The organism is Aquabacterium sp. A08, from assembly GCF_011742065.1.
In genome coordinates this window covers 1-23663 of record NZ_JAAQQT010000609.1, presented here as the reverse complement: position 1 = coordinate 23663, position 23663 = coordinate 1, and the positions used below count along the sequence as shown (strand labels likewise).

The following is a 23663-nucleotide window of genomic DNA, read 5'->3' as shown; positions in this document are numbered from 1 at the left end:
GCCACAATGCCCGCATGCGTTCCCTCCACACCATCGCCCTGTCCATGCTCGACCTGGTGGCCGTGCGCGAAGGCGGCACGGTGGCCGACGCCCTGGCCATCGCCCTGCGTACCGCCCAGCACGCCGAACACCTGGGTTTCACCCGCTACTGGCTGGCCGAACACCACAACATGGCCGGCATCGCCAGTTCCGCCACCGCGGTGCTGGTCGGTCACATCGCCGGTGGCACCTCGCGCATCCGCGTCGGCTCCGGCGGGGTGATGCTGCCCAACCACGCGCCGCTGGTGGTGGCCGAGGCCTTTGGCACCCTGGCCGAGCTCTACCCCGGCCGCATCGACCTGGGCCTGGGCCGCGCGCCCGGCACCGACGGCCCCACCATGCGCGCCCTGCGCCGCGACCGGCCCGAAACCGAGGACGACTTTCCCCGCGACGTGGCCGAACTGCAGCGCCTGCTGGGCGACCCGCAACCCGGCCAGCGGCTCATCGCCATGCCCGGCGCCGGCACCCACGTGCCGATCTGGTTGCTGGGCTCCAGCCTGTTTTCGGCGCAGTTGGCCGCCGAACGGGGCCTGCCGTTCGCGTTTGCCTCGCATTTCGCGCCGCGGCTGCTGTTGCAGGCCATCGACCTGTACCGCGCCCGCTTCCGTCCCTCGGCCACGCTGGCCCAGCCCCATGTGGCCATCGGCGTGCCGCTGATCGCCGCCCCCACCGACGCCGAAGCCGAGTACCTGGCCAGCAGCACCTACCAGCGGGTGCTGGGCATCCTCACCGGCGACCGCCGCCGCCTGCAGCCGCCGGTGCCCGACTTCTGGGCGCAGGTGGACGGGCAGGCCCGCAGCGTCATCGGCGACTTCCTGGCCGCCGCCGTGGTGGGCGGGCCCGAGACGGTGCGCGCCGGCCTGCAGCGCCTGGCCGACCTGACCGGGGCCGACGAGTTCGTCCTGGTCAGCGACGTGTACGACCCCGCCCTGCGCCTGCGCTCGCTGGACATCGCTGCGGCCGCCATGCGTGCCGACCAGCCGCCCGAAGCACTGCCAGCATGAAGGCCTGCCCTGGTGTGCCTGCCATCGTTGGCCCGTGCAGGGGTGGGCGCCGCTGGGCCGCGGCTGGGCTGATTACCGCCACTGCAGGTGCGGCCCTGGCCACCGTGCCCGCCAGTCCGGCCCGGGTGGCCCTGGACGGTTGGGCGATCGACCAGACGGAGGTGACGATCGGCGATTTTGCCCGCTACGCGCAGGCCACGGGGGTGGTCACCGACGCGGAGCGGCAGGGCGGTGGCATGGAGTACGTCGGCGGCTGGCAACGGCGCCCTGGCTGGACCTGGCGCGGGCCCGACGGGCAGGCCCACGCCGACCCCCGCTTGCCCGCGGTGCACCTGACCCAGCCCGAGGCCGAGGCCTACTGCCGCTGGGCCGGCGGCACGCTGCCCACGGCGGCCCAATGGAAGCAAGCGGCCTACACCGAGGCGCGCCTATCGCCGCCCCCGCCCTGGGTGCGGGGCCGCACCTACCCCTGGCCCACCGGCGATCGGCCCGAGGGGGCCAACACCTCGGGCGCCGACCCCTGGCCCCGCGCCGCGCCCGCCGGCGCCACCCGGGCCGGCGTCAATGGCCTGTACGACATGGGGGCCAATGTCTGGGAATGGGTGTCGGACGCGCGCGGGGAGGAACGGCGCACCATGGGTGGCTCCTGGTGGTACGGCCACGACCAAATGGGCGCCCACGTGGACGCCTGGAAGCCGGCGCACTTTGCGGCGGTGTACATCGGCTTTCGCTGCGTCCATCCCCTGCAGCGCCGATAATTCGGCCCATGCCTACCAAACCCCGTGTCGTCGTCGGCCTGTCCGGCGGCGTGGATTCCGCCGTCAGTGCTTACCTGCTCAAGCAGCAGGGCTACGAGGTCATCGGCATCTTCATGAAGAACTGGGAAGATGACGACGACAGCGAATACTGCTCCAGCCGCCAGGACTGGCTGGACGCGGCCAGCGTGGCCGATGTGATCGGCATCGACATCGAGCACGTCAACTTCGCCGCCGAGTACAAGGACCGCGTGTTTGCCGAGTTCCTGCGCGAGTACCAGGCCGGGCGCACGCCCAACCCCGACATCCTGTGCAACGCCGAGATCAAGTTCAAGGCCTTTCTGGACCACGCCATGCGCCTGGGGGCCGAGAAGATCGCCACCGGCCACTACGCCCGGGTGCGCTGCATCGGCCACGACGGCCAGGTGCGCGACGCGGCCACCAGCAGCGCCGCCGACGGCCGCTTTGAGCTGCTCAAGGGCCTGGACCCGCTGAAGGACCAGAGCTATTTTCTGCACCGCCTGAACCAGGCGCAGCTGGCCAAGACGCTGTTCCCGGTGGGCGAATTGCCCAAGACCGAGGTGCGTCGCATCGCCGCCGAGATCGGCCTGCCCAACGCCAAGAAGAAGGACAGCACCGGCATCTGCTTCATCGGTGAGCGGCCGTTCCGCGACTTCCTCAACCGCTACATCCAGAAGGAACCGGGCCCGATCCGCGACGACCGGGGCCGCGAGATCGGCCGCCACGTGGGCCTGAGTTTTTACACCCTGGGCCAGCGCCAGGGCCTGGGCATCGGCGGCCTGAAAACCGCGGGCGACGCCAAGGGCACGGGCGAACACGCGCCGTGGTTCGTGGCGCGCAAGGACGTGGCGAACCACACCCTGTGGGTGGTGCAGGGCCACGACCACCCCTGGCTGCTGTCGCCCGAACTGTCGGCGCTGGACGCGAGCTGGGTGGCCGGCGTGCCGCCCGCGCCGGGCGCTTACGGCGCCAAGACCCGCTACCGCCAGGCCGACGCGGCCTGCGTGGCCAGCGCGGGGGCCGACGGCACGTTCGCGTTGCGCTTTGCCGAGCCGCAGTGGGCGGTGACGCCGGGCCAGAGCGCGGTGCTGTACGACGGCGAGGTGTGTTTGGGTGGCGGCGTGATCCAGGCGGCCACGGCCACCGAGCGGCCTTTGCCGGCGCTGGCGCCGGCCCGACCCCCGGCCCGCCGGCCCCGGCGCGCGGTGGGCGCGGGCCGCAAACCGGCCTGAACCCTGCGTCGCGGCGCGGGCCGCGTGCCGGTCAGGCCGCCAGCGACACCCGGTCGCGCCCGCTGGCCTTGGAGCGGTACAGCGCCGCGTCGGCTCGCGCGATCCAATCGTTCGCGCTTTCGCCGTGCTGCAGCGCCGCGGCCCCGGCCGAGACGGTCACGCTCAACACCACGTCTTGCGTGTTGCGCTTGCGCAGCTTCATCGCCTTGGCGGTGGCGCGCACCCGTTCGGCCACGGCGGCGGTGGCCTCCAGGCCGGCGTGCGGCAGCACGATGGCAAATTCCTCGCCCCCGTAGCGCGCCACCAGGTGCGCCGGGTCGTTCACCACCTTGCGCAGCAGTTCGCCCATGCCGGCCAGCACCTGGTCGCCCACCAGGTGGCCGTGTTCGTCGTTGATGCGCTTGAAGTGGTCGATGTCCACCATCACCAGCCCGTGGCTGGGGTGCGCGGTCAGGGGTTGGCGCAGCAACTGTTCCAGGCGGTGGTCCAGCCCCTTGCGGTTGAGCACCCGGGTCAGGCTGTCCACGAACACCTCTTCGCGGGCGCGGTCCAGGTCGGCGCGCAGGCGCTGGATTTCGGCGCGGCTGGCGTCCACCTGGGCCTTGAGGGCCGCGGCCGAGTCCTGCATCGCCTGGCTGCGCTGCAGCGCCAGCTGCAGGTGGTCGTGCAGGGCGGCGGGGTTGTCGGTCTGTTGCAGCGCGGTGTTCAGGTCGTGCAGGCCGGCCCCGAAGGCCCCGGCCTGGTCGCCGGTGCGTTGCACGCTGTCCACCACGTTGTTCATCACCTGCTGGAAGTCGCGGCTGATGCGGTCCATGGTCTTGTCGTCCACCCCGGCGATGTGCTCGCGGTAGAGGCGCTGGATGGACGCATCGCCCAGGCGCGGTTCGGTCAGCTTGAGCTGGTCCAGCGCCTGGTTGAGCCGGGCGTTGAGGCCGGCCGCATATTCGTACCAGACGCTGTAGGTGGTGGGGTTGAAGGCGGCGTCGTGCTGGCCCATGAACCCGATCACGGTTCGCAGCAGTTCGGCGCTTTTGTCTCTGGTTTCTTGGTATTGCACGCGGTGGCACCCGGTTGGTGGGCCACTGTGGCTAGGCCCGGCAGGAAAATTGTAATGTCTGGCAACGGTTTATGGCAGGACTCTTCAACCCTTACGTCAAGACTGTGGTAAGTCTGCCGCACCCAGGGCCTGCTGCAGCCGGTCGATGAAGGCGCGGGTCTTGGTGGGCATGAGCCGGCGTTCGGGGAACACGGCCCAGGCGTCGTGGGCCGGCGGGTGCCAGTCGGGCAGCACCCGCACCAGCTGGCCGCGTTGCACCTGCAGCGCGGCAAAGCGGTCGGGCACCACGGCGATGCCGCCGCCGGCGGCGGCCAGGCGGATCAGCAGCTCCGGCGAGTTGGCCACCAGCCCCCCCGCCGGGCGGCCGTGCCAGTGCTGCTGGCCTTGCACCAGGTGCCAGGGCAGGGCGTCGCCCTGGCGGCCCAACAGCCGCACGGCGCGGTGGCGCGGCAGGTCGTCCGGCTGCTGGGGGTGGCCATGGCGGGCCAGGTAGGCCGGGCTGGCGTAGAGCCCGTTGGTGAACACGGCCAGCCGCCGCGCTGCCAGCGAGGCGTCGCTGGGCAGCTCGCCCATGCGCACCGCCAGGTCGAAGTTCTCGGCCAGCAGGTCCACCCGGCGCGGCGACAGGTCCAGCTCCAGCGTGACCGCCGGGTGGTCCGCCGCGAAACCGGCCAGCGCCTCGGCCAGCAGCAGGGTGGCGAGGTCGCTGGGCATGGACACCCGCAGCCGCCCACTGGGCGTGGCCTGGCGGTGGGCGCTCAGGGCCGCCACCGCGTCCACCTCGGCCGCCACCTGGCGCGCGTGTTCCAGCAGCTGCAGGCCGAACTCGGTCAGCCACTGGCGCCGCGTCGTGCGCCGCAGCAGCCGCTCGCCCAGCCGCAGCTCCAGCCCGGCCAGCCGGCGCGACACGGTGGACTTGGGCAGGCCCAGCGCCTCGGCGGCGCGGCTGAAGCTGCCCCGCTCGGCCACCTGGGCAAAGATGAGCAGGTCGTTGGGGTCGATGCCCGCGGTTGATAGTTCCATTTGAAGAACAATGATATCCATTTCAGGGGATTTATCGCTTCAATGGGCCGATTTACAGTACACCCATCGCCCCCCAACCACCTTTCGGAGCCCCCTATGAAGATCCTGCAAATCCACGCCAGCCCCCGCCGCGGCGCCGCCAACTCCAGCAAAGTGGCCCACCAGGTGGTCGCGGCCCTCCAGGCCCGGCACGCCGGCGCCCAGGTGACCCTGCGCGACCTGGCCGACCACCCCGTCACCGTGCTGGACGAAGCCGCCCTGGGCGCGCTGTTCACCCCGGCCGACCAGCGCAGCGCCGCACAGGCCGCCGTGGTGGCCGAGTACGACGCCCTGATCGCCGAGGTGCAGGCGCACGACACCCTGGTGCTGGGCGTGCCCATGTACAACTTCGGCGTGCCGGTGCAGCTCAAGGCCTGGATCGACGCCATCGCCCGCGCCGGCGTCACCTTCCGCTACACCGACCAGGGCCCCCAGGGGCTGCTGCAGGGCAAGACCGTGTACCTGGCCCTGGCCCGTGGCGGCCTGTACCGCGACCAGCCGCACGACACCCAGGTGCCCTACCTCAAGACCGTGCTGGGCTTTTTGGGCCTGACCGACGTGCGCCCGATTTACGCCGAAGGCCTGAACATGGGCCCTGAGGCCGCCGCCCGGGGGTTTGCCCAGGCCGAGGCCGACCTCGCCGCCGCCCTGGCCTGAGCCAGGCCCCGGCGCGCCCGCGCCCGACGCCAACCCCGGGACCGCGTCCCCGGGGCGCGCCCAACGATCCCCCAGTGTTTGCAGGAGCCGCCCCATGCCCACCGCCGCCCCGATGACCGAAACCGTTGCCCACCCCCGCCGCGTCGAAAGCCTGGTGGCGGGCCTGCCCACCTCCGACGGCGCCGGCGTCAAGCTCACCCGGGTGTTGACCCAGGACCTGCAGCGCCGGCTCGACCCCTTCCTGATGCTGGACGCCTTCGGCAGCGACCGGCCGGACGACTACATCGCCGGCTTCCCCGACCACCCGCACCGCGGCTTCGAGACGGTGACCTACATGATCGCCGGGCGGCTGTTGCACCGCGACAGCGCCGGCCACGAAGGCCTGCTGGACAGCGGAGGCGTGCAGTGGATGACCGCCGGGCGCGGCGTGGTGCACTCCGAAATCCCGCAGCAGGAAGCGGGGGTGATGGAGGGTTTTCAGCTCTGGCTCAACCTGCCCGGCCGCGACAAGCTGTGCCCGCCGGGGTACCGCGACTTCAGTGCCGCCGAGCTGCCCCGCTTCGTCACGCCCGAGGGCGTGGCGGTGGCGGTGATCGCGGGGGCCAGCCACGGCGTGGCCGGCGCCGTGACCCGCGACGCCACCGCGCCGCTCTACCTCGACCTGCACCTGCCCCCGGGCAGCCGCTTCGCGCAGGCGCTGCCGCCCGGCCACAACGCCTTCGTGTACGTGTACCGGGGCGCCGTCCGCGTGGGCGAGCAGCACGTGCCGGCCCAACGCATGGCCGTGCTGGCCAACGACCCGCAGGCCGACGGCATCGTCCTCGACGCCCCGACCGGCGCACGGGCGCTGCTCATTGCTGGGCGGCCGCTGAACGAGCCCATCGTCCAGCATGGCCCCTTCGTGATGAACACCGAGGCCGACATCCACCAGGCGATCCGCGACTTCCGCGCCGGGCGCCTGGGCTGAACGGCCGACACCGGTGGCGACACCGCGATGTCAGCCAGCGCCGGGCGGTGGGGGCCCCTGTGGGTTGAGCCGGGGGTGGGTTTCCTCGCCCAGCCAGCCGAGCAGGGCGCCCGACGCCGCCATGGACAGCGCGACGAACCAGAATGCGGCGGTCACCTGGCCGGTGAAATGGGCGGTCAGGCCCAGCCCCAGCGCGCCGATGCCGTAGCCCAGGTCGCGCCAGAAGCGGTAGATGCCGACGGCCGTGCCCCGCCAGTGGGGGTGGGCGATGTCGGCCACCGCCGCCGAGAGGTTCGGGTACAGCAGGGCCATGCCCAGCCCCGACAGCGCGGCAGACGCCGACCACCAGAGCGCCCCCTGGCCCAGCACCATCAAGGCCACGCCCGCCCCGCACAGCCACATGCCCCACACGTTGGGGCGATGGCGGCCGATGCGGTCCGACAGGCGCCCCGTGAACAGCTGCGCCGCGCCCCACACCAGGCCATAGACCCCGATGACCGAGCCCACCTGCGGCAGGCTCAGCCCCCGCTGGTACAGGTAAACCGGGTAGAACACCCACACCAGCGCATCCACAAACTTTTCCACCAGGCCCGCCTGGCACAGCGCAAACAACCGGCGGTCGCGCCAGCTCATCAGCGTGAAAACCTCCCAGGTGCCGGGCGCGCTGGAGACGTGGCGGGGGTGGCGAGGCCGCGCCAACGGCTGGCCCCCGCCCGCCGCGTGCCGCGCCGCCTCGGCCCGCGCCCAGGGCAGGGTTTCGCGCACCCACACCTGCGTCAGTACGAGCGCGGTCAGCACCACCGCCAGGCCAAACAGCAGCAGCCCCAGGCGGGGCCCCAGCCAGGTGGCCAGCCAAGCGGTGGCCAGGCCCGCCAGTGCCACCCCCAGGTAGCCCGCAAACTCGTTCAGACCCAGGGTGAGCCCGCGTTCCTGCATGCGCGTGATGTCCAGCTTGGCGGTTTGGGTCATCGACCAGGTCAACCCCTGGTTCACGCCCAGCAGCACGGTCGCGGCCACCACCCAGTGCCAGTGTGGCGCGTACCAGACCATCACCGGTATCGGCAAGGCCACCAGCCAGCCCAGCAGCAGCACACGCTGGCGGCCCACGCGCTCGGATAACCGCCCCGCCACGAAGTTCATGGTTCCCTTGACCACGCCGAACGCCACCACGAACGCCGTCAGCAGCAGGAACGACGTCTTGGGCACGCCAAATTCGGACTCGGCCAGCGCGGGCACCACCGTGCGCACCATGCCCAGGGTCAACCCCACCAGCAAAACCTGCAACAACTGGTGCAGGAACTGCGCCAGGTTGGCCCGGATGCCGTGTGTGGGTGCCATCGGGGGCTTCAGTCGGTGTCCAAGGGCATGCCCGCCGCCCGCCACTCGCTCACCCCGTCGAGCAGCTTGTGCACCCGGTAACCCTGGCTGTGCAGCAGTTCGTAGGCCTCCTCAGAAAACAGGCAGAACGGGCCGCGGCAGTAGGCGACGATGGCTTTGTCCCTGGGCAGCTCTGACAAACGGCTGGCGATTTCCTGCACCGGCATGGACCGCGCATACGGCAGGTGCGAACGCTCGAATTCCGCTTGAGGGCGCACGTCGATGACCACCACTTCGCCGCGCTGCGCCTGGTCCATCAGGGCCTGGCGGTCCAGCGACACCAGCTTCTTCGGCTCGGCCACCATCTGGTCCAGCGCCACGCGCAGGTCCAGCAGGTGTTCCTCGGCCACTTGCCGCAGGGCCACCCACAGGCCGGCCACGTCCGGGCCGGTGAGGCGGTACACGACGAACTTGCCGTCCTTGCGCGAGGTGACCAGCCGCGCCTCGCGCAGCGCCCGCAGGTGCGCGCTGGCCAGCTTGATGCCGATGGACAACTCCGTGGCCAGCTGCTCCACCGATTTTTCGCCCTGCGCCAGCAACTCGATCAGCTCCAGCCGCTTGGGGCTGGCCACCGCCTTGCCGATGCGCGCCACCTGCTCGTACAGCAGGTCCTTCAGTTGCCGCTTGTTCATGCTAACATTCAAATGTTGTTTAGATTAAATATACACTGAAATTCGCGTGTCCAATACGGGCCTGATGCACCCACCCCGAACCGAGACCCTGTGGGCCGTGGCGCTGTCGGTGGCGCTGCACGCCGCGGTGCTGGGGCTGGCGGGCCTGACCGCGTTCACGCCCCCGCCACCCACCGCGCCCGTGGCGCCGCCCATTTTTGTGGAAATGTGGGCCTCCGAACCGCCCGCGCCCAGCCCCGACCCCACGTCGGCGCCCTCACCGCCGCGCCCGGCCGCCGCCCCGGCGCGGCCCGTGCCTGTCCCGGCCATGGCCAGGCCGACAGCGGCCCCGCCCGCACCCCAGGCCCCCGACCGCGAGCGGGCCTACCTGGACGCACCGCCCGCCCCCACCGCCGAAGAATGGGCGCTGGCGTCTCGCTACACGCTCAAAAACAGCAAGCCCTACCGCCACACCTGGGGTCAGCAGGTGCGCAGCCTGATGGGCACGGCCTTCGAGGGGCCGGACCAGGGGGCGGTGCGTTTTCGGGTGGAAATCGCGCCCGATGGCCGCATGACCCGGCTGGAGACGCTCTGGAGCACCTCGCCCGTGGCCGAGCAGCGGGCGCGTCAGGCCATGGATGCGATGCCCCCGCTGCCGCCCACCCCCACGGGGCAGCCGCTGGTCTTTGAAAAGACGATTTCCTTCCAGCCCCACGTGGTGGACGACACCCCCCTGTACCAGAACGACTGCCTGCCCGAGCGGCCCGCGTTCCGCAACCCCTATGCCTGGGACGGCCAGTCCGACCCCGGGCCGGCGGTGCAGCCCCGCACCGAACAGCGGGACGGGCAGGCGATGGCGGACTGCCTGCGGCAGTTGCCGCAGGACACGATCGAGGCCGAAAGCGCCCACGACCGCCGGCAACTGGAGCGCTGGGGCTCGGACCGGCTGGGGCGCTGAGGGTCAGCCCAGCGCGCCCCACACTCCCCCAGCGACGGCGCTGCCGAGCACCACCAGCCAGGGCGGCAGTTTCCAGGTCACCAGCGCCACCAGCGCCAGCAGGACCAGGGCAAAGTCTGGCGGGGCGTGGACGGCGCTGGTCCACACCGGCTGGTACAGCGCCGCCAGCAGCACGCCCACCACCGCCGCCTGGGTGCCCCACAACGCCGCTTGGGTGCGCGGGCTGCGGCGCAGCTGCTCCCAGAACGGCAGAGCCCCCGCCACCAGCAGGAAGGCGGGCGCAAAAATCGCCAGCAGAGCGATCAGCCCGCCCAGCCAGCCGCTCGGGGCCGCCTGCGTGGACGCGCCCAGGAACGCGGCGAAGGTGAACAACGGGCCGGGCACGGCCTGGGCCGCGCCATAGCCGGCCAGAAAGGTGTCGGGGTCCACCCAGCCGGTGGGCACCACCTCGGCCTGCAGCAGCGGCAGCACCACGTGCCCGCCACCCAACACCAGCGAGCCGGCCCGGTAAAAGGCGTCCACCAGGGCCAGCGTGGGGTTCGGCGCCCAGGCGGCCCACCACGGCAAACCCAGCAACAGCCCCGCAAACAGCGCGAGCCAGCACAGGCCCGCGCGGCGGCGAACGGTCAAGGGCAGGGGGTCGTGGGCGGTGCCTGGCCCGGGCCGGAACCACCACAGCCCCACCACGGCCCCGAAAGCCATCACCCCCACCTGGCCCCAAACCGAGGGCACCAGCAGCACGCCGCAGGTGGCCAGCGCCATCAGGCCGATGCGCGGTGCGTCCGGGCAGAGCTGGCGGGCCATGCCCCACACCGCTTGCGCCACCACGGCCACCGCCACCAGCTTCAGGCCGTGCAACACGCCCGGCGGCACCGCGTCGCCGTGGCTGGCCAGGCCCTGCGCCAGCAAGACCAGGGCCACGGCCGACGGCAGCGTGAACCCCGCCCACGCTGCCAGCGCGCCGGCGTAACCCGCGCGGGACAGCCCCAGCGCCAGGCCCACCTGGCTGCTGGCCGGCCCCGGCAGGAACTGGCACAGGGCCACCAGGTCCGCGTAGCTGCGCTCGCTCAGCCAGCGGCGCCGGGTCACAAACTCCTCGCGGAAATACCCCAGGTGCGCCACCGGGCCACCGAAGGCGGTCAGGCCCAGCCGCAGGAAAATCAGGAACACCGCCCAGGGGTCGCGGTCGCTGGCGGGGGTGTCGGTCATGGGTGCCTCGGCTGGCGGTGGGGTGGCCCCGGACAGGCAAAAGCCCGCTTCCGGCGGGGAGAGCGGGCCTTGGGGCAGGTGTGCGGTGGCGGCTTAGAACGGGATGTCGTCGTCCATGTCGTCGAAGCCGGTGCTGGGCGCCGGGGCCGGCGGCCGCTGCGGCGCGGGGCGCGGGGCCGCGGCGGGCGCCGGGCGGGCCATGGGGGCGGCCGCGCGCGGGGCGTAGCCCCCGCCGCCGCCTTCGTCCATGCCCTGGCCGCCCATGCCTTCGCGGCCCCCCAGCAGCTGCAGTTCGGTGGCGATGATGTCCACCGTGTTCTTCTCCACCCCCGACGGGTCGGTGTACTTGCCGTACTTCAGGCGGCCTTCGACGTAGATCGGGCGGCCCTTGCGCACGTATTCGCCGGCAATTTCGGCCAAACGGTCGTAAAAGGTCACGCGGTGCCACTGGGTGTCTTCCACCGTCTCGCCGCTGTTGCGGTCTTTGCGGCGGCTGCTGGTGGCCACGCTGACGTTCGCCACGGCCTGGCCCGAGGGCAGGTAACGGATCTCGGGGTCGCGGCCGCAGTTGCCGACCAGGATGACTTTGTTGACGGATGCCATGGCGTGGAAAACCCTCTCTAGCGTGGTGTGTAACGAAGGCCGATTGTCCAACATTTGCCCGTGGACGCCAGCCCCGGGCGGCCCGCTTTTACACTTGGGCCATGCCACGGCCCCAACAGCCCGATTTTCTGGAACACCTGCGCCACGAGGTGATCGATGGGCGCCACTGGCTGGACCGCGCGGTGGTCATCGGCTTTGCCGTGCTGGCCGGCCTGGCGGTGGTGGCCTTCACCTGGCTGGCCGACGCGGCCTACGCCCGTTTTGCCGAGCTGCAAACCCGCCACTGGTGGGCGCCCCTGCTCTGGACGCCGGCCGTCACCGCCGCGGTGGTCTGGCTGCTGCGGCGCTGGGCACCTGGCGCAGGGGGCTCGGGCGTGCCCCAGACCCTGGTGGCGCTGGAGCCGCGCCTGCCGCGCGAGCAGCGCGCCCGTTTTGTCTCGCTCAAGCTGTCGGCGGCCAAGGTGTTGGGCGTCTCGGGCGGCCTGCTGGCCGGGCTGTCCATCGGGCGCCAGGGGCCGTCGGTGCAGGTGGCCGCCGGCGTCATGCACCACGCACGGCGTTACCTGTCGCCCAAAACCGTCATCAGCGACCGGGAATTGCTGGTCGCCGGCGGGGCGGCCGGCATTGCGGCGGCGTTCAACACGCCCTTGGGTGGCATCGTCTTCGCCATCGAGGAGCTGTCGCGCCGGCTGGAGCAGCGCAACAGCGGCCTGATGCTGGCGGCCATCGTGGTGTCGGGGCTGGTGTCGGTGTCGGTGTTCGGCAACCTGTCCTACTTTGGCCGGGTCCGCATCGAGGTGGTGTCCTGGGCCGACCTGTTCTGGCCGGGCCTGCTGATCGCGGCGGTCTGCGGCCTCATGGGCGGGCTGCTGTCGCGGCTGTTGCTGGTGTCGTTCACCGGCCTGCCCGACCGCTTTTGCGCCCTGCGCCGGGCCCACCCGGTGCGCTTCGCCGCGCTGTGCGGGCTGGGGGTGGCGCTGATCGGGGTGGTCAGCGACGGCGGGGTCCACGGCGGCGGTCACCCGCAGGTGAAGGCGCTGCTGTCGATGGAGTCGGTGGAGCAGCACACGCCCTTCCTGTTTTCGGGGCTCAAGTTCATTGCCTCGTGGTGGTCGGCCTGGTCGGGCGTGCCCGGCGGCATTTTCGGGCCCAGCCTGTCGCTGGGCGCCGGGGTGGGCGCCGACATCGCCTGGCTCACCGACACGCGCCAGGTGCAGGCGCTCATCGCCATCGGCATGGCGGGGTTTCTGGCGGCGGTCACGCAAACGCCCATCACCGCCATGATCATCGTGATGGAGATGACCGACGGCCACAGCATGGTGTTGAGCCTGATGGGCTGCGCGCTGCTGGCCAGCCTGCTGTCGCGCATGGTCAGCCGCCCGCTCTACAGCACCATGGCCGAAACCCTGTGGGCCACGGTGGTGCGCCCGCCGGCCCCCGCCCCCGATGCCGCGCCCGCGGCGAGCGAGGCCGCGCCGCCCGGGGCGGCCGCGGTGCCGGTCCCGGCGGTCAGTGCGCCGGACGGGCCGCCGCCGGCGCCGGGGCCCGCATCGGCCACGCCACCACCAGCCACAGCAGGGCCAGGGCCGCACACGCCATGAACAGGCCGTGTGCGCCGACGTGGCGCACCAGCCAGCCGCCGGCCGCGCCGCCGACAAAAAAGCCGACCGACTGGAGCGTGTTGTACACCCCCAGCGCCGCGCCGCGCGCGTGCGCCGGCGCCAGGCGCGAGGCCAGGCTGGGCTGGCTCGCCTCCAGCGTGTTGAAGCCCAGGAAGAACAGAAACAGGCCAATGCCCAGGGCGGTGAGCGAGGGCGTGTGGCTGGCGCTGTACCAGAAGCCCAGCTGCACCAGCAGGATCAGCCCGATGGCGAACAGGAACACCGCGCGCAGGTGGCCTTTGCGTTCCAGCCGGAACAGCACCCCGCCCATGACCAGGAACGAGCCCAGCAGCGCCAGCAGGTAGACCACCCAGTGCCGGTCGGCGGTGAGGCCGGCCTGCACCAGCAGGGCGGGCACGGCCATCCACATGGCCAGTTGCACCGCGTGCAGCACGAACACGCCCAGGTTCAGCCGCAGCAGGCCGGCGTGGCGCAGCACCTCGGCCAGGCCGCGGCGGCCGGCGTCGCGCTGTTCCGCGGGTTCGGGCGGCACCACCCAGGCCACCACCGCCATGCCCAGCAGGGCCAGGCCGGTGGTCAGCCAGAACAGCCCGCCCAGACCGATCTGCGCCGCCAGCACCGGCGCCAGCACCAGCGACAGCGCGAACATCAGCGCGATGCTGATGCCCACCAGCGCCATCGCCTTGGTGCGCACCTCGTCGCGGGTCACGTCGGCCAAGAAGGCGGTGATGGCCGCCGAGATGGCGCCGCCGCCCTGCAGCGCGCGGCCCAGGGTGAGCTGGTCCAGCGTGGTGGCGCTGGCGGCCAGCGCGCTGCCCAGCGCGAACAGCGCCAGCCCGGCCAGGATGACGCGTTTGCGGCCCCAGCGGTCCGAGGCCATGCCCAGCGGGATCTGCAGCAGCGCTTGCGTCAGGCCGTAAATGCCCATGGCCAGGCCGACCCGGCCCGGGTCGTCGCCGCCGGGGTAGCGGGCCGCTTCCAGCGCGAACACGGGCAGCACCAGGAACAGGCCCAGCATGCGCAGCGCGAAGATGGACGCCAGCGAGACGCTGGCGCGGCGCTCGCCGGGGGTCATGCGGTGGGTGGGGGGTGGGGTATCGGGCACTTGGGGCAAGGCGGGCCGCGCCGGGCGCGGCCCAAGGGTTCACTGCAAACCCCGGATTGTCGCGCAAGCGCGGGCTGCGCCGTGCGGCCGGGGGTTTGCCCGGCCCGGCTCAGGCCGATTTGAGCGCGCTGCGGTAGGCGCCGCAGCCCACCAGCAGCTGGTCGTTGATGGGCAGCACGAAGGAGGACTTGCCGCGCACGTCCTTCGTCACCGGGTTGATGATGTTGTACTCCACCCAGCCGCCGCCGTGGTCGGCGCGCTCCCAGGCGTCGCGCAACAGCTGGTCGGCGTCCAGGCCCGGCGCGTCGTGCAGGCGGCTGCCGGTCTTGGCGCGGTCGGCGCCCATCACGCGGTAGACGCCGTCGCGGTCGAAGACGAAGACGTAGAGGTCGCGGTCGATGAACCGCCCGCTCTTGTTGTAGAAGTCCTCGCAGGCGCGTTCGTAGCCCACGCTCTGGATGTGGGCCAGCGCCTCCTGCGCCAGGCGCATCGCCACGTCGGCGGTGCCCTGGGTCAGGCGCATGTGCTGGACGGCGTGGTCCAGGTCGTCGGTGTGGGCCAGCAGGTCGGCCGAATGGGCGCTGGTGCGGTCCACCATGGCGGCGTTTTCGTAGGTCACGGTGTCGATCTCGCCCATGGCCTGCGCCACCTCTTTCAGCGCGGCGCTCTGCTGGTTGCTGGCCACGGCCATGCCGTCGATGCGGGTGGCGATGTCGCGGATGCCGTGCACCAGCTGGTCCATGACGCCGTTGACCGAATTGATCTGCGTGACCGAGGACTGCACCCGGCCGGTGGACTCGGCGATGAGCTGGCGCACCTCGCCGGCGGCGGCCTGGCTGCGCTGCGCCAGGCTGCGCACCTCGGCCGCCACCACCGCGAAGCCACGGCCGGCCTCGCCGGCGCGGGCGGCTTCCACCGCGGCGTTCAGCGCCAGGATGTTGGTCTGGAAGGCGATGCTGTCGATCACGCCGATGATCTCGTTCATGCGGCTGGAGGTGGACTGCAGCGTGCCCATGCCGCTGACGGTCTGCTGCATCAGGCCACCGGCCTCTTCGGTCTGGCGGTGCAGCTGTTCGCTGACGCGGCTGACCTCCTGCACGTTCTGGCTGTTGCGGGTGACGGTTTCGGCGGCCTCGCGGATGTTGGCGCTGGCCTGCTCCAGCGCGGCGGCCTGCGACTGGGTGCGGCCCGAGAGCTGCGAGCTGTCGGCCACCAGCTGCTGGCCCATGTGGCCCAGCACGGCCGAGACGCTGCGCACGTCGGCCACCAGGGCCGACAGGCTGTTGAGCATGGCCTGGAACTTGCGCCCCATCTGGGCCATTTCGTCGCGGCCGGCGATCTGGACCACGCCGGTCAGGTCGCCCTGGGTGGCTTGTTCGATCACCCGGTCGAGCTGGCGCAGGCCGTCCAGGGTGGCGTGGTAGAAGGCCAGCATGCCGTAGGTGAGGACGAGCAGCAGCAACACCGCCCCGGCGGCCACGCCCATGAGCTGGCGCTCGGCGCGGTCGGCGCGGGCCTGCAGCAGGGCGTCGAGCCGGGTGGCGCTGGCGTCGGCAAAGCCGCGCAGGTGCTGCAGCACCTCGCTGCCGCGGGCCAGGTGCTGCTGGGGGTCGGCCATCAGGGCGCCGGAGCCCATGGTGGCGCCCACCTCGGAGGCGTAGCTGTCGGCGCTTTGCTGCAGCCGGGCCCAGCCCTCGGGCTGGGCTTCGCCGGCGCGTTGCAGCGAATCGAGCCGCTCCTGGGCCAGGCCCAGCAGGTCGTTGACGCTGCCACTCTGGCCGCCCAGGCGCACCGCAGCGGTGATGATTTCAGAGCTGAGGCCCGCGCTTTGCTGCACCAGCAGGGCCGCGCCCTCGTTGCGCAGGTGGGCCACGGCCTGCTGCAGCGGCGGCAGGCGGCTGACGACCGTGTCCATCAGGAAGTAGGTGGCGGCGTAGGGGTCCAGCAGCAGGGTGGAGGTTTCGGCGGCGAGCGAGGTGAACTTCTGCAGCCGGCTCAGCAGCGCGGTGTGGCGGTCGTAGAGCGCGGCGCGGTCGGCGCTGGCCGGGACGGTGCCGGCCAGGGCGGTCAGGTCGCGCTGCAGCGGCGCCCAGGCAGCGGCCAGCCCCAGGCCGTCGGCGGTGCGCACCTCGGCGTCCAGCGCGGCCACGGCCCGGCGCAGGGCGGCGGCGCTGGCGTCCAGCCCGGCCTGGGCTTCGGCCTGGCCCGACAGCAGCAGGTGCGCCTGGCCCTGGTGGTCCAGCAGGTGGCCGCTCAACTCGGCCACGCCGCGCACCACCCGCAGCCCGGCCATTTCCTGTTGTGCGGTGGTGCGCTCGCTCCAGAAGCCCTGGCCCAGCTGCACGCCGGTGAAGGCCAGCGGCAGCAGCAGCACGGCGGCCATCACCAGCATCTTGACGCTCATGGGCAGGCGCTGCATCAGCGCCACGGCGGGGGCCATCAGGCCGGAGGGGGTGCGTGTGCTCATGGGGGTGAGGCGGTCAGGCGAGGGCGGCGCGCATCTGGTCGATCACGGCTTTGTAGTCGGGCTTGCCGAAGATGGCGCTGCCGGCGACGAAGGTGTCGGCACCGGCGTCGGCCACGCGGCGGATGTTGTCGGCCTTGATGCCGCCGTCCACCTCCAGCCGGATGTCCTTGCCGCTGGCTTCGATGCGCTGGCGCGCCTGCTCGACCTTGCGCAGGGCGCTGTCGATGAAGCTCTGGCCGCCGAAGCCGGGGTTGACGCTCATGATCAGGATCAGGTCGAGGTCGTCGATCACCCAGTCCAGCACGTCCAGCGGCTGCGCGGGGTTGAAGGTCAGGCCGGCCTTGGCGCCCTTGGCCTTGATGGCCTGCACGCTGCGGTGTACGTGGGTGGATGCATCGGGGTGGAAGCTGACCAGATCGGCGCCAGCGTCGATGAACGCGCCGGCCAGCGCGTCCACCGGCTGGACCATCAGGTGCACGTCGATCGGCACCGGGGTGCCGTCCGGCTTCTTGGCGTGCGGCTTGAGCGCTTGGCAGATCATCGGCCCGAACGTCAGGTTGGGCACGTAGTGGTTGTCCATCACGTCGAAGTGGATCCAGTCGGCGCCGGCGGCGATGACGTTTTTCACCTCGTCGCCCAGGCGGGCAAAGTCGGCCGAGAGGATGGAGGGGGCGATGCGGAACGTGGTCATGGAGGCGGGAACCCGGCTGGAACAGAGTAGGAGATTGTGCCCATTATTGACCCGCCGCCGTGTCAGGGAAAGTGGGGATGCAGCGACCTTGTCGCGGACCGAGGGGACAAGCCCGCTACCATAGCCCGCATGCCCAAGCACCAGTTCACCTGCGCCGTCCAGCCCGAGTACCTGCCCGAGCAGTCCCAGCCCGAGGCCGACCAGTACGTGTTCGCCTACACCGTCACCGTCAGCAACACCGGCGCGGTGGCCGCGCAACTGGTGGCGCGCCACTGGGAGATCGAGGACGCCCACGGCCACACCCAGGTGGTGGACGGGCTGGGCGTGATCGGCCGCCAGCCGCTGCTGCAACCGGGCGAGTCGTTCCGCTACACCAGCAGTGCGCCCCTGCGCACGCCCATGGGCATCATGAGCGGGCACTACTTTTGCGTGGGGGTGGACGGCCACCGTTTCGAGGCCCCGGTGCCGCCCTTTGTGCTGCGCGCCGACGGCGCCGGCGGCGGCGCCCTGCACTGACCCGCCCATGACCCAAACGACCGAACCCCGCAGCGCGGCCGACTGGATCGCCGCCCTCGACCCCGAGGCCGGCCTGGCCCAGCGCCACCTGTGGCTGATCGGGCTGGTGGACTGGCTGCGCGGCCCCACGCCCGACGTGCCCGCCACCCTGCGCCGGCTGGAGCAGTGCCTGGACGCGGCCGACGCCAGCCCGGACTGGGCCGTGCGTTGGCCGCGCTGGTGGCAGCGTTTCCGGGACGCGGTGGACCTGGCGCCGCTGCTGGCCGATTTCGGGTTTGCCTCCAAGTCGGTGTTCCTCACCGAACTGGGCCACCGGCTGCGGCGCAAGCTGTTGCCGGCCTCGCCGCTGACCACCGACATGGCCGAACTGTTCGGCCTGGTGTTTGCCGACCCGCGCGACGCGCGCTGGCTGCGCGCGCTGCCCGCGCGTTCCCTGCAGCGCCTGGCCGCCTGGCTGGACGCCCCGGCCCCTGACGCCGTGGCACCTGGGTCGCCCACGCCCTCGGGCCTGAGCCCCTGGGAACAGACACTGATGGACGCGCTGGCCTTTTGCGTGGGCCAGGTCAGCGCCGCCGGCTTCACCCCCGATTTGCGGGTGCGCATGTCGCCGGCGGCGCGCGCCGGGCGCACCTTTCAGAACCTGCCGGTGGCGCTGGAGGCCTACCGCCAGGCCGCCCTGGCCCACGGCGTGGCCAGCGACGCCGCCCGCACCGCAGAGGCGCGCCTGCGCCGCCTGCTGGACGAATCGCGCCACGCCGCCTACACCGTGTACGCCCACCTGGAGGAACACGGCATTTCGGTGGGCATCGTGTTCCGGCTGCGGCAGTTGCGCGAGCGGGTGCTGCGCGCCAAAACCCTGCTGGACGGCCTGCACGCCGAGCAGCGCCCGCGCGCCACCGCCCAGCTGCTGGGGCAGTTGGTGCAGGTCGGGCGCGAGAGCCGCAGCATCCGTGCCCTGATCGCCACCAGCACCCAGCTCACCGCCGCCCGCGTGGCCGAGCGCAGCGCCGAAAGCGGCGAGCACTACATCACCCGCCACTGGGCCGACTACCGCCAGATGCTGCTGCGCGCCGCCGGCGGCGGGGCGGTGCTGGGCTTCACCACCTGGTTCAAGTTCCTGCTGGGTGGGCTGGCGCTGTCGGCGTTCTGGGGCGGGCTGACCGCCGGGCTGAACTACGCCGCGGCCTTCGTGCTGATCCAGATGCTGCACTTCACCGTGGCCACCAAGCAGCCCGCGGTGACCGCGCCGGCCATGGTGGCCAAGCTGAAAGACCTGAACAGCCGCGAGTCCGTGTTGCGCTTCGTCGACGAGGTGGCGCACCTGTTCCGCTCGCAGGTGGCGGCCATCGCCGGCAACCTGCTGGCGGTGGCGCCCATGGTGTTGTGTCTGAGCCTGGGCCTGTGGGCGCTGACCGGCGCGCCCATGCTGACCGAGGCCAAGGCCCGTGGTGTGCTGGACGCGCACCAGGTCTTCGGCCCCACGCTGCTGTTCGCCGCCGGCACCGGCCTGCTGCTGTTCGCCAGCAGCATCGTCGCCGGCTGGGTGGAAAACTGGTTCGTGCTGCACAAGCTCGACAGCGCCATCGGCTACAACCCGGCCATCACCCGCCGCCTGGGCGCGGCCCGGGCGCAGCGCTGGGGGCGCTTTTTGCGCACCCACATCTCGGGCCTCACCGCCAACATTTCCCTGGGCCTGATGCTGGGGCTGGTGCCCGCCGTGGCCGGCTTTTTCGGGCTCGGCGCCGACGTGCGCCACGTCACCTTGGTGATGGGCCAGATGGCCGCCGCTGTGGCCACGCTGGGCCTGGGCGTGCTGCTGGAGGGCGGCTTCTGGTCGGCGGTGCTGGCCACGCTGCTGGTGGGCCCGATCAACCTGGCGGTGAGCTTTTACCTGGCCTTACGCCTGGCGCTCAAGGCCCAGGGCGTGAGCGACGTGAACCGCCAGCGCATCCAGGCCGCCATCCGGCACCGGCTGCGCCGCGCGCCCTGGAGCTTTCTGTGGCCGATCGACGCGCGCGCCGCCCAGGCCGCCGACGCGGTGGCCGACATCCCGCCGGCCGACGCACCGTCCGAGCCCACAGGGGACGCCGAAGAAGCCGCCGACGGTCCTGGCAGCCGGCTGGCCCAGGTCGAACGTCGCCTGCCCGACTGAGCCATGGGTGAGTTCGAGCTGATCCGCCGGCACTTCCAGCACCCGCTGCGGCGCAGCAGCGTGGCCTTGGGCAACGGCGACGACTGCGCCCTGCTGGCGCCCGCGCCCGGCATGCAGCTGGCCGTCTCCACCGACATGCTGGTGGCCGGCCGCCATTTCCTGCCCGACGTGGACCCCGAGGCGCTGGGCCACAAGGCCCTGGCGGTGAACCTGAGCGACCTGGCCGCCATGGGCGCGCGCCCGCTGGCCTGCACCCTGGCGCTGGCCTTGCCAGCGGCCGACGACGCCTGGCTGGCCGCGTTCGCGCGCGGCCTGCTGGGCCTGGCCGACGCGCACCGCTGCGCCCTGGTGGGTGGCGACACCACCGCCGGCCCGCTCAACCTGTGCCTGACCGTGTTCGGCGAGGTGCCGCCGGGCCGGGCCGCCCGCCGCGACGCCGGCCGGGTGGGCGACGACGTGTACGTCAGCGGCACCCTGGGCGACGCCCGGCTGGCGCTGGAGGGCCTGCTCGGCCACTGGCCGGTGCCGCCCCGCGTGCTGGCGCGCACCCGCGCCCGGCTGGAGCGGCCCACGCCGCGGGTGGCACTGGGGCTGGCGCTGCAGGGGCAGATCCACGCCTGCGCCGACGTCAGCGACGGCCTGCTGGGCGACCTGGGCCACATCCTGGCGGCGTCGCGCCTGGGCGCCGAGCTGGACGTCCCGGCGCTGCTGGCCTCGGCGGCGGTGTCGGACGACGTGCGCGCCCTGCCGCCCGAGCGCGCCTGGACCTGCGTGCTGGCCGGCGGCGACGACTACGAACTGGTCTTCACCGCGCCGCCCGACGCGCGGGCCCGGGTGCAGGCCGCGGCCCAAGCGGCGGCCACGCCGGTCACCCGCATCGGCCGCCTGTGCCCGGCGCGGCCCGGCGAGGCCGCGGTGCGCCTGCTGGACGCGCAGCAACGCCCGCTGGAGCCACCGGCCGGTGCCCAGCTCGGCGGCTTCGACCACTTCGGGTGACAGCCGGCGCGGCCGGCCGGTGTCAAAATCGGCGCATGACCGTTGCCCCGCCCGCCCCCGCCCCCGTGGACGCCGCCGCGTCCGACACGCCGCGCCCCGCCGCCTCCGTGGTGCTGTTGCGCGACGGCGCCGACGGCCTGGAGGTGCTGCTGCTGCGCCGCCACCAGAACTCCGGCGTGCTGGGCGGCTGGTACGTCTTCCCCGGCGGCAAGCTGGACCCCGCCGACCACGGCCCCGGCTGGGACGGCGCCCTGGACCTGCCGCCCGCCGCCCTGCACGAGCGCCTGGCCGAGCCCGACACGCCGGCCGCCACTGCCCTGGGCCTGCACGTGGCCGCCCTGCGCGAAATGCACGAAGAAGCCGGCGTGTTGCTGACCGAAGCCGCGCCCGGCGCCGCCCCGGCCGACCCGCAGCGCCTGCGGACCGGCTTGCAGGCCGGCACCCCCTGGCCCCAGGCCCTGGCCGCTGCCGGCCTGCGCTGGCGCACCCGCGCGCTGCAGCCCTGGTCGCGCTGGATCACCCCGCGCAACCCGCCGGTGGGCACGCCGCGCTTCGACACCCGCTTCTTTTTGGCGCTGCTGCCGCCCGGCCAGCAGGCCGCGCACGACAACCACGAAGCCACCGAAACCCTGTGGCTGACCCCGCGCGCCGGCCTGGCGCGCTACTGGGCCGGCGAGATCGGGCTGATCCCGCCGCAGCTCATGGCCCTGGCCCAGCTGGCCCGCCACCCCGACTGCGCCAGCGCCTGGGCCGAGGCGCAGACACGGCGTCCGCCCTGCATCCAGCCCGAACACTTCATGGACGGTCCGCACCGCGCCATGTGCTACCCCGGCGACCCGCGCCATTCGGTGGCCGGGCGCGCCCTGCCGGGCCCCACCCGCCTGCGCCTGGTGGCGCAGCGCTTCGAACCCTTCGACGGCTACGAGGGCTGGTTCGCATGAACGCCGGCGCCGTGCCCCCGCTGACCGCGCCCGGTGCGCGCTTTCTGTGCGCCCACCTGTCGCACCTGGTGGCGCTGGGCTTCGGCTCCGGCCTGAGCCGGCGCGCGCCGGGCACCGTCGGCACCCTGTGGGGCTGGGCCGCGTTCCTGCTCATCCAGGCGCTGTGGCGGCCCACGGACGCGGTCTGGGCCGCGCTCATCGGCGGCGGGCTGCTGCTGGGCTGGTGGGCCAGCGTGGCCACGGTGCGCCGCTGCGGCGTGGCCGACCCGGGCTACATCGTCATCGACGAAATCGTCGCCTTCTGGCTGGTGCTGTGGCTGGCCATGCCCATGGGCCTGCTGGGCCAGGCGGTGGCGTTCGGGTTGTTCCGGTTTTTCGACGCCGCCAAGCCCGGCCCGGTGGGCTGGGCCGACCGCGCCTTCAAAGGCGGCGGTTGGCGCGGCGGCTGGGGCATCATGTTCGACGACCTGGTGGCCGCCTTCTGCACCCTGCTGGTGCTGGCGCTGTGGCGCTGGGTCTGACCGCGCCGTCCCATGTCCGACCTACCCACCCCCGACGCTTCTGCCCCGCCGCTGTGGCTGCTCCCGGCCACCTGGCCGCTGCTGGTCGCGCTGGCCGAACGCCTGAAGGCGCAAGGCGCCCGTCTGGCCACCGCCGAAAGCTGTACCGGCGGCCTGATCGCCGCCAGCTGCACCGCCCTGAGCGGCTCCAGCGACTGGTTCGAGCAGGGCTGGGTCACCTACTCCAACGCCGCCAAAAGCGCGCAGCTGGGCGTGCCGGCGGCGCTGATCGCGGCGCACGGCGCCGTCAGCGAGCCGGTGGCGCGGGCCATGGCCTGCGGCGCCCGCGACCGGGCCGGCGTGCGCCACAGCGTGGCCGTGACCGGGGTGGCCGGCCCCACCGGCGGCAGCCCGGACAAGCCGGTGGGCACCGTCTGGTTCGGCTGGTGCGACGGCCAGCGGGTTTGGACCGAACGCCGCGTCTTCCCCGGCGACCGCGCCGCGGTGCGCGCCGCCACCGTGCAGCACGCGCTGGCCGGGGTGCTGGCGACCCCCGACCGCCCCTGAAGCCCCCGCAGCGGCCGCACGCGCCCCGGCTTGCGGCACAATGGCCGCATGGTCCCCAGCCCCGTGCCTCTGCGCTTGCGTCCGGCGGCCCTTCCGTCGGCGGCCCGGCCTGGGCTGCGCCGTTGGCGGCCGTGGCTGGCGTTGTGGGTGGGGTGGTGGATCGGGGCCCTGCTGGCCGTGGCGGCGGCCCAGGCCCAGCCCACCGCGGTGTTGCGCTACGGGGTCTACGCCAACGAACCCAAGATCTTCCTCGACGCCCAGGGCCAGCCGGCCGGCATCTTTCCCGAACTCCTCACCGCCATCGCCCAGCGCGAGGGCTGGCGCCTGCAGCCCGTGCCCTGCGAGTGGCAGGACTGCCTCGACGGCCTGGCCAGCGGCCGCATCGACCTGATGCCCGACGTGGCCTACAGCGAGGCCCGCGACGCCCTGTTCGACTTTCACCGCACGCCGGTGCTGCACAGCTGGTCGCAGCTGTACGCGCGGCGCGGCGCCCGGGTGGAGGCTTTGCAAGACCTGGCCGGCCTGCGCGTGGCGGTGCTGCAGGGCTCGGTCCA

Annotated in this window: 23 protein-coding genes; 14 read left to right on the top strand and 9 right to left on the bottom strand. The window is 72.6% G+C overall.

The features are described 5' to 3' along the window. Positions 1-14: 14 nt before the first annotated feature. The 3 genes from HA630_RS09915 (at position 15) to mnmA (ending at position 3051) form a co-directional block, all read left to right on the top strand. A complete protein-coding gene (locus tag HA630_RS09915) occupies positions 15-1043 on the top strand; it encodes an LLM class flavin-dependent oxidoreductase (protein ID WP_166834415.1) in 1029 nt (342 codons plus the stop codon). A 104-nt stretch (positions 1044-1147) separates the two neighbouring features. After that, positions 1148-1801 (top strand): formylglycine-generating enzyme family protein, encoded by a 654-nt coding sequence (locus HA630_RS09910; RefSeq protein WP_371809236.1) that lies wholly within the window; start codon positions 1148-1150, stop codon positions 1799-1801. Between the two features lie 8 nt (positions 1802-1809). Further along, positions 1810-3051, top strand: coding sequence for a tRNA 2-thiouridine(34) synthase MnmA (gene mnmA, locus HA630_RS09905; protein ID WP_166834411.1), 1242 nt, complete (start codon positions 1810-1812; stop codon positions 3049-3051). A 31-nt stretch (positions 3052-3082) separates the two neighbouring features. Here the strand turns inward: mnmA and HA630_RS26565 are convergent, their stop codons facing one another. After that, positions 3083-4108: a GGDEF domain-containing protein gene (locus HA630_RS26565; RefSeq protein WP_166834369.1), complete on the bottom strand. Its 1026-nt coding sequence runs from the start codon at positions 4106-4108 to the stop codon at positions 3083-3085. A gap of 96 nt (positions 4109-4204) precedes the next feature. Next, on the bottom strand, positions 4205-5131 hold the full coding sequence (locus HA630_RS09895; protein ID WP_243855428.1) for a LysR family transcriptional regulator: 927 nt from the start codon (positions 5129-5131) through the stop codon (positions 4205-4207). A 96-nt stretch (positions 5132-5227) separates the two neighbouring features. Here HA630_RS09895 and HA630_RS09890 point away from each other — a divergent pair, with 96 nt between their 5' ends. Both HA630_RS09890 and HA630_RS09885 read left to right on the top strand, forming a co-directional pair. Continuing rightward, positions 5228-5827, top strand: a complete 600-nt coding sequence (locus HA630_RS09890; protein ID WP_166834373.1) for an FMN-dependent NADH-azoreductase — start codon at positions 5228-5230, stop codon at positions 5825-5827. A 94-nt stretch (positions 5828-5921) separates the two neighbouring features. Next, positions 5922-6794 carry a pirin family protein gene (locus HA630_RS09885; protein ID WP_166834375.1) on the top strand — a complete coding sequence of 291 codons (873 nt, stop codon included), beginning with the start codon at positions 5922-5924 and terminating at the stop codon, positions 6792-6794. Between the two features lie 30 nt (positions 6795-6824). Here HA630_RS09885 and HA630_RS09880 read toward each other — a convergent pair whose 3' ends face one another. Beyond that, on the bottom strand, positions 6825-8132 hold the full coding sequence (locus tag HA630_RS09880) for an MFS transporter (protein WP_166834376.1): 1308 nt from the start codon (positions 8130-8132) through the stop codon (positions 6825-6827). A gap of 8 nt (positions 8133-8140) precedes the next feature. After that, entirely contained in the window at positions 8141-8803 is a 663-nt protein-coding gene (locus tag HA630_RS09875; protein ID WP_166834378.1) for a metalloregulator ArsR/SmtB family transcription factor, read from the bottom strand. Positions 8804-8867: 64 nt separating this feature from the next. Here HA630_RS09875 and HA630_RS09870 point away from each other — a divergent pair, with 64 nt between their 5' ends. Continuing rightward, the gene (locus tag HA630_RS09870; protein ID WP_166834380.1) at positions 8868-9740 is read left to right on the top strand and encodes an energy transducer TonB; all 873 of its coding nucleotides are present in this window, start codon (positions 8868-8870) and stop codon (positions 9738-9740) included. A gap of 3 nt (positions 9741-9743) precedes the next feature. Here HA630_RS09870 and chrA read toward each other — a convergent pair whose 3' ends face one another. Both chrA and ssb read right to left on the bottom strand, forming a co-directional pair. Further along, positions 9744-10949: a chromate efflux transporter gene (chrA, locus tag HA630_RS09865; protein ID WP_166834382.1), complete on the bottom strand. Its 1206-nt coding sequence runs from the start codon at positions 10947-10949 to the stop codon at positions 9744-9746. A 93-nt stretch (positions 10950-11042) separates the two neighbouring features. Continuing rightward, positions 11043-11552 carry a single-stranded DNA-binding protein gene (ssb, locus tag HA630_RS09860; RefSeq protein ID WP_166834384.1) on the bottom strand — a complete coding sequence of 170 codons (510 nt, stop codon included), beginning with the start codon at positions 11550-11552 and terminating at the stop codon, positions 11043-11045. Between the two features lie 101 nt (positions 11553-11653). Between ssb and HA630_RS09855 the strand changes: the two genes are divergently transcribed. After that, positions 11654-13153, top strand: a complete 1500-nt coding sequence (locus HA630_RS09855; protein ID WP_166834386.1) for a chloride channel protein — start codon at positions 11654-11656, stop codon at positions 13151-13153. On the opposite strand, the gene HA630_RS09850 is transcribed toward HA630_RS09855, so the two are convergent. From HA630_RS09850 to rpe, 3 genes are all read right to left on the bottom strand, one after another. Further along, on the bottom strand, positions 13062-14249 hold the full coding sequence (locus HA630_RS09850) for an MFS transporter (RefSeq protein ID WP_166834388.1): 1188 nt from the start codon (positions 14247-14249) through the stop codon (positions 13062-13064). The genes HA630_RS09855 and HA630_RS09850 overlap by 92 nt on opposite strands. A gap of 139 nt (positions 14250-14388) precedes the next feature. Further along, positions 14389-16746, bottom strand: a complete 2358-nt coding sequence (locus HA630_RS09845; RefSeq protein ID WP_166834390.1) for a methyl-accepting chemotaxis protein — start codon at positions 16744-16746, stop codon at positions 14389-14391. 13 nt (positions 16747-16759) lie between these two features. Continuing rightward, on the bottom strand, positions 16760-17437 hold the full coding sequence (rpe, locus tag HA630_RS09840) for a ribulose-phosphate 3-epimerase (protein ID WP_166834392.1): 678 nt from the start codon (positions 17435-17437) through the stop codon (positions 16760-16762). Positions 17438-17566: 129 nt separating this feature from the next. Between rpe and apaG the strand changes: the two genes are divergently transcribed. From apaG to HA630_RS09805, 7 genes are all read left to right on the top strand, one after another. Continuing rightward, positions 17567-17953: a Co2+/Mg2+ efflux protein ApaG gene (gene apaG / locus HA630_RS09835; RefSeq protein ID WP_166834394.1), complete on the top strand. Its 387-nt coding sequence runs from the start codon at positions 17567-17569 to the stop codon at positions 17951-17953. Between the two features lie 7 nt (positions 17954-17960). After that, positions 17961-20105, top strand: a complete 2145-nt coding sequence (locus HA630_RS09830; protein ID WP_166834396.1) for a site-specific recombinase — start codon at positions 17961-17963, stop codon at positions 20103-20105. 3 nt (positions 20106-20108) lie between these two features. Further along, positions 20109-21101, top strand: a complete 993-nt coding sequence (gene thiL, locus HA630_RS09825; protein WP_166834398.1) for a thiamine-phosphate kinase — start codon at positions 20109-20111, stop codon at positions 21099-21101. 35 nt (positions 21102-21136) lie between these two features. Continuing rightward, positions 21137-22042: an NUDIX domain-containing protein gene (locus HA630_RS09820; protein ID WP_166834400.1), complete on the top strand. Its 906-nt coding sequence runs from the start codon at positions 21137-21139 to the stop codon at positions 22040-22042. Then, the gene (locus tag HA630_RS09815) at positions 22039-22563 is read left to right on the top strand and encodes a phosphatidylglycerophosphatase A (protein WP_166834402.1); all 525 of its coding nucleotides are present in this window, start codon (positions 22039-22041) and stop codon (positions 22561-22563) included. The genes HA630_RS09820 and HA630_RS09815 overlap by 4 nt, the downstream gene beginning before the upstream one ends. Before the next feature lie 12 nt (positions 22564-22575). Continuing rightward, a complete protein-coding gene (locus HA630_RS09810) occupies positions 22576-23109 on the top strand; it encodes a CinA family protein (protein ID WP_166834404.1) in 534 nt (177 codons plus the stop codon). Positions 23110-23157: 48 nt separating this feature from the next. Further along, a partial coding sequence (locus HA630_RS09805; protein WP_166834406.1) for an ABC transporter substrate-binding protein occupies positions 23158-23663 on the top strand: 506 nt, incomplete at its 3' end.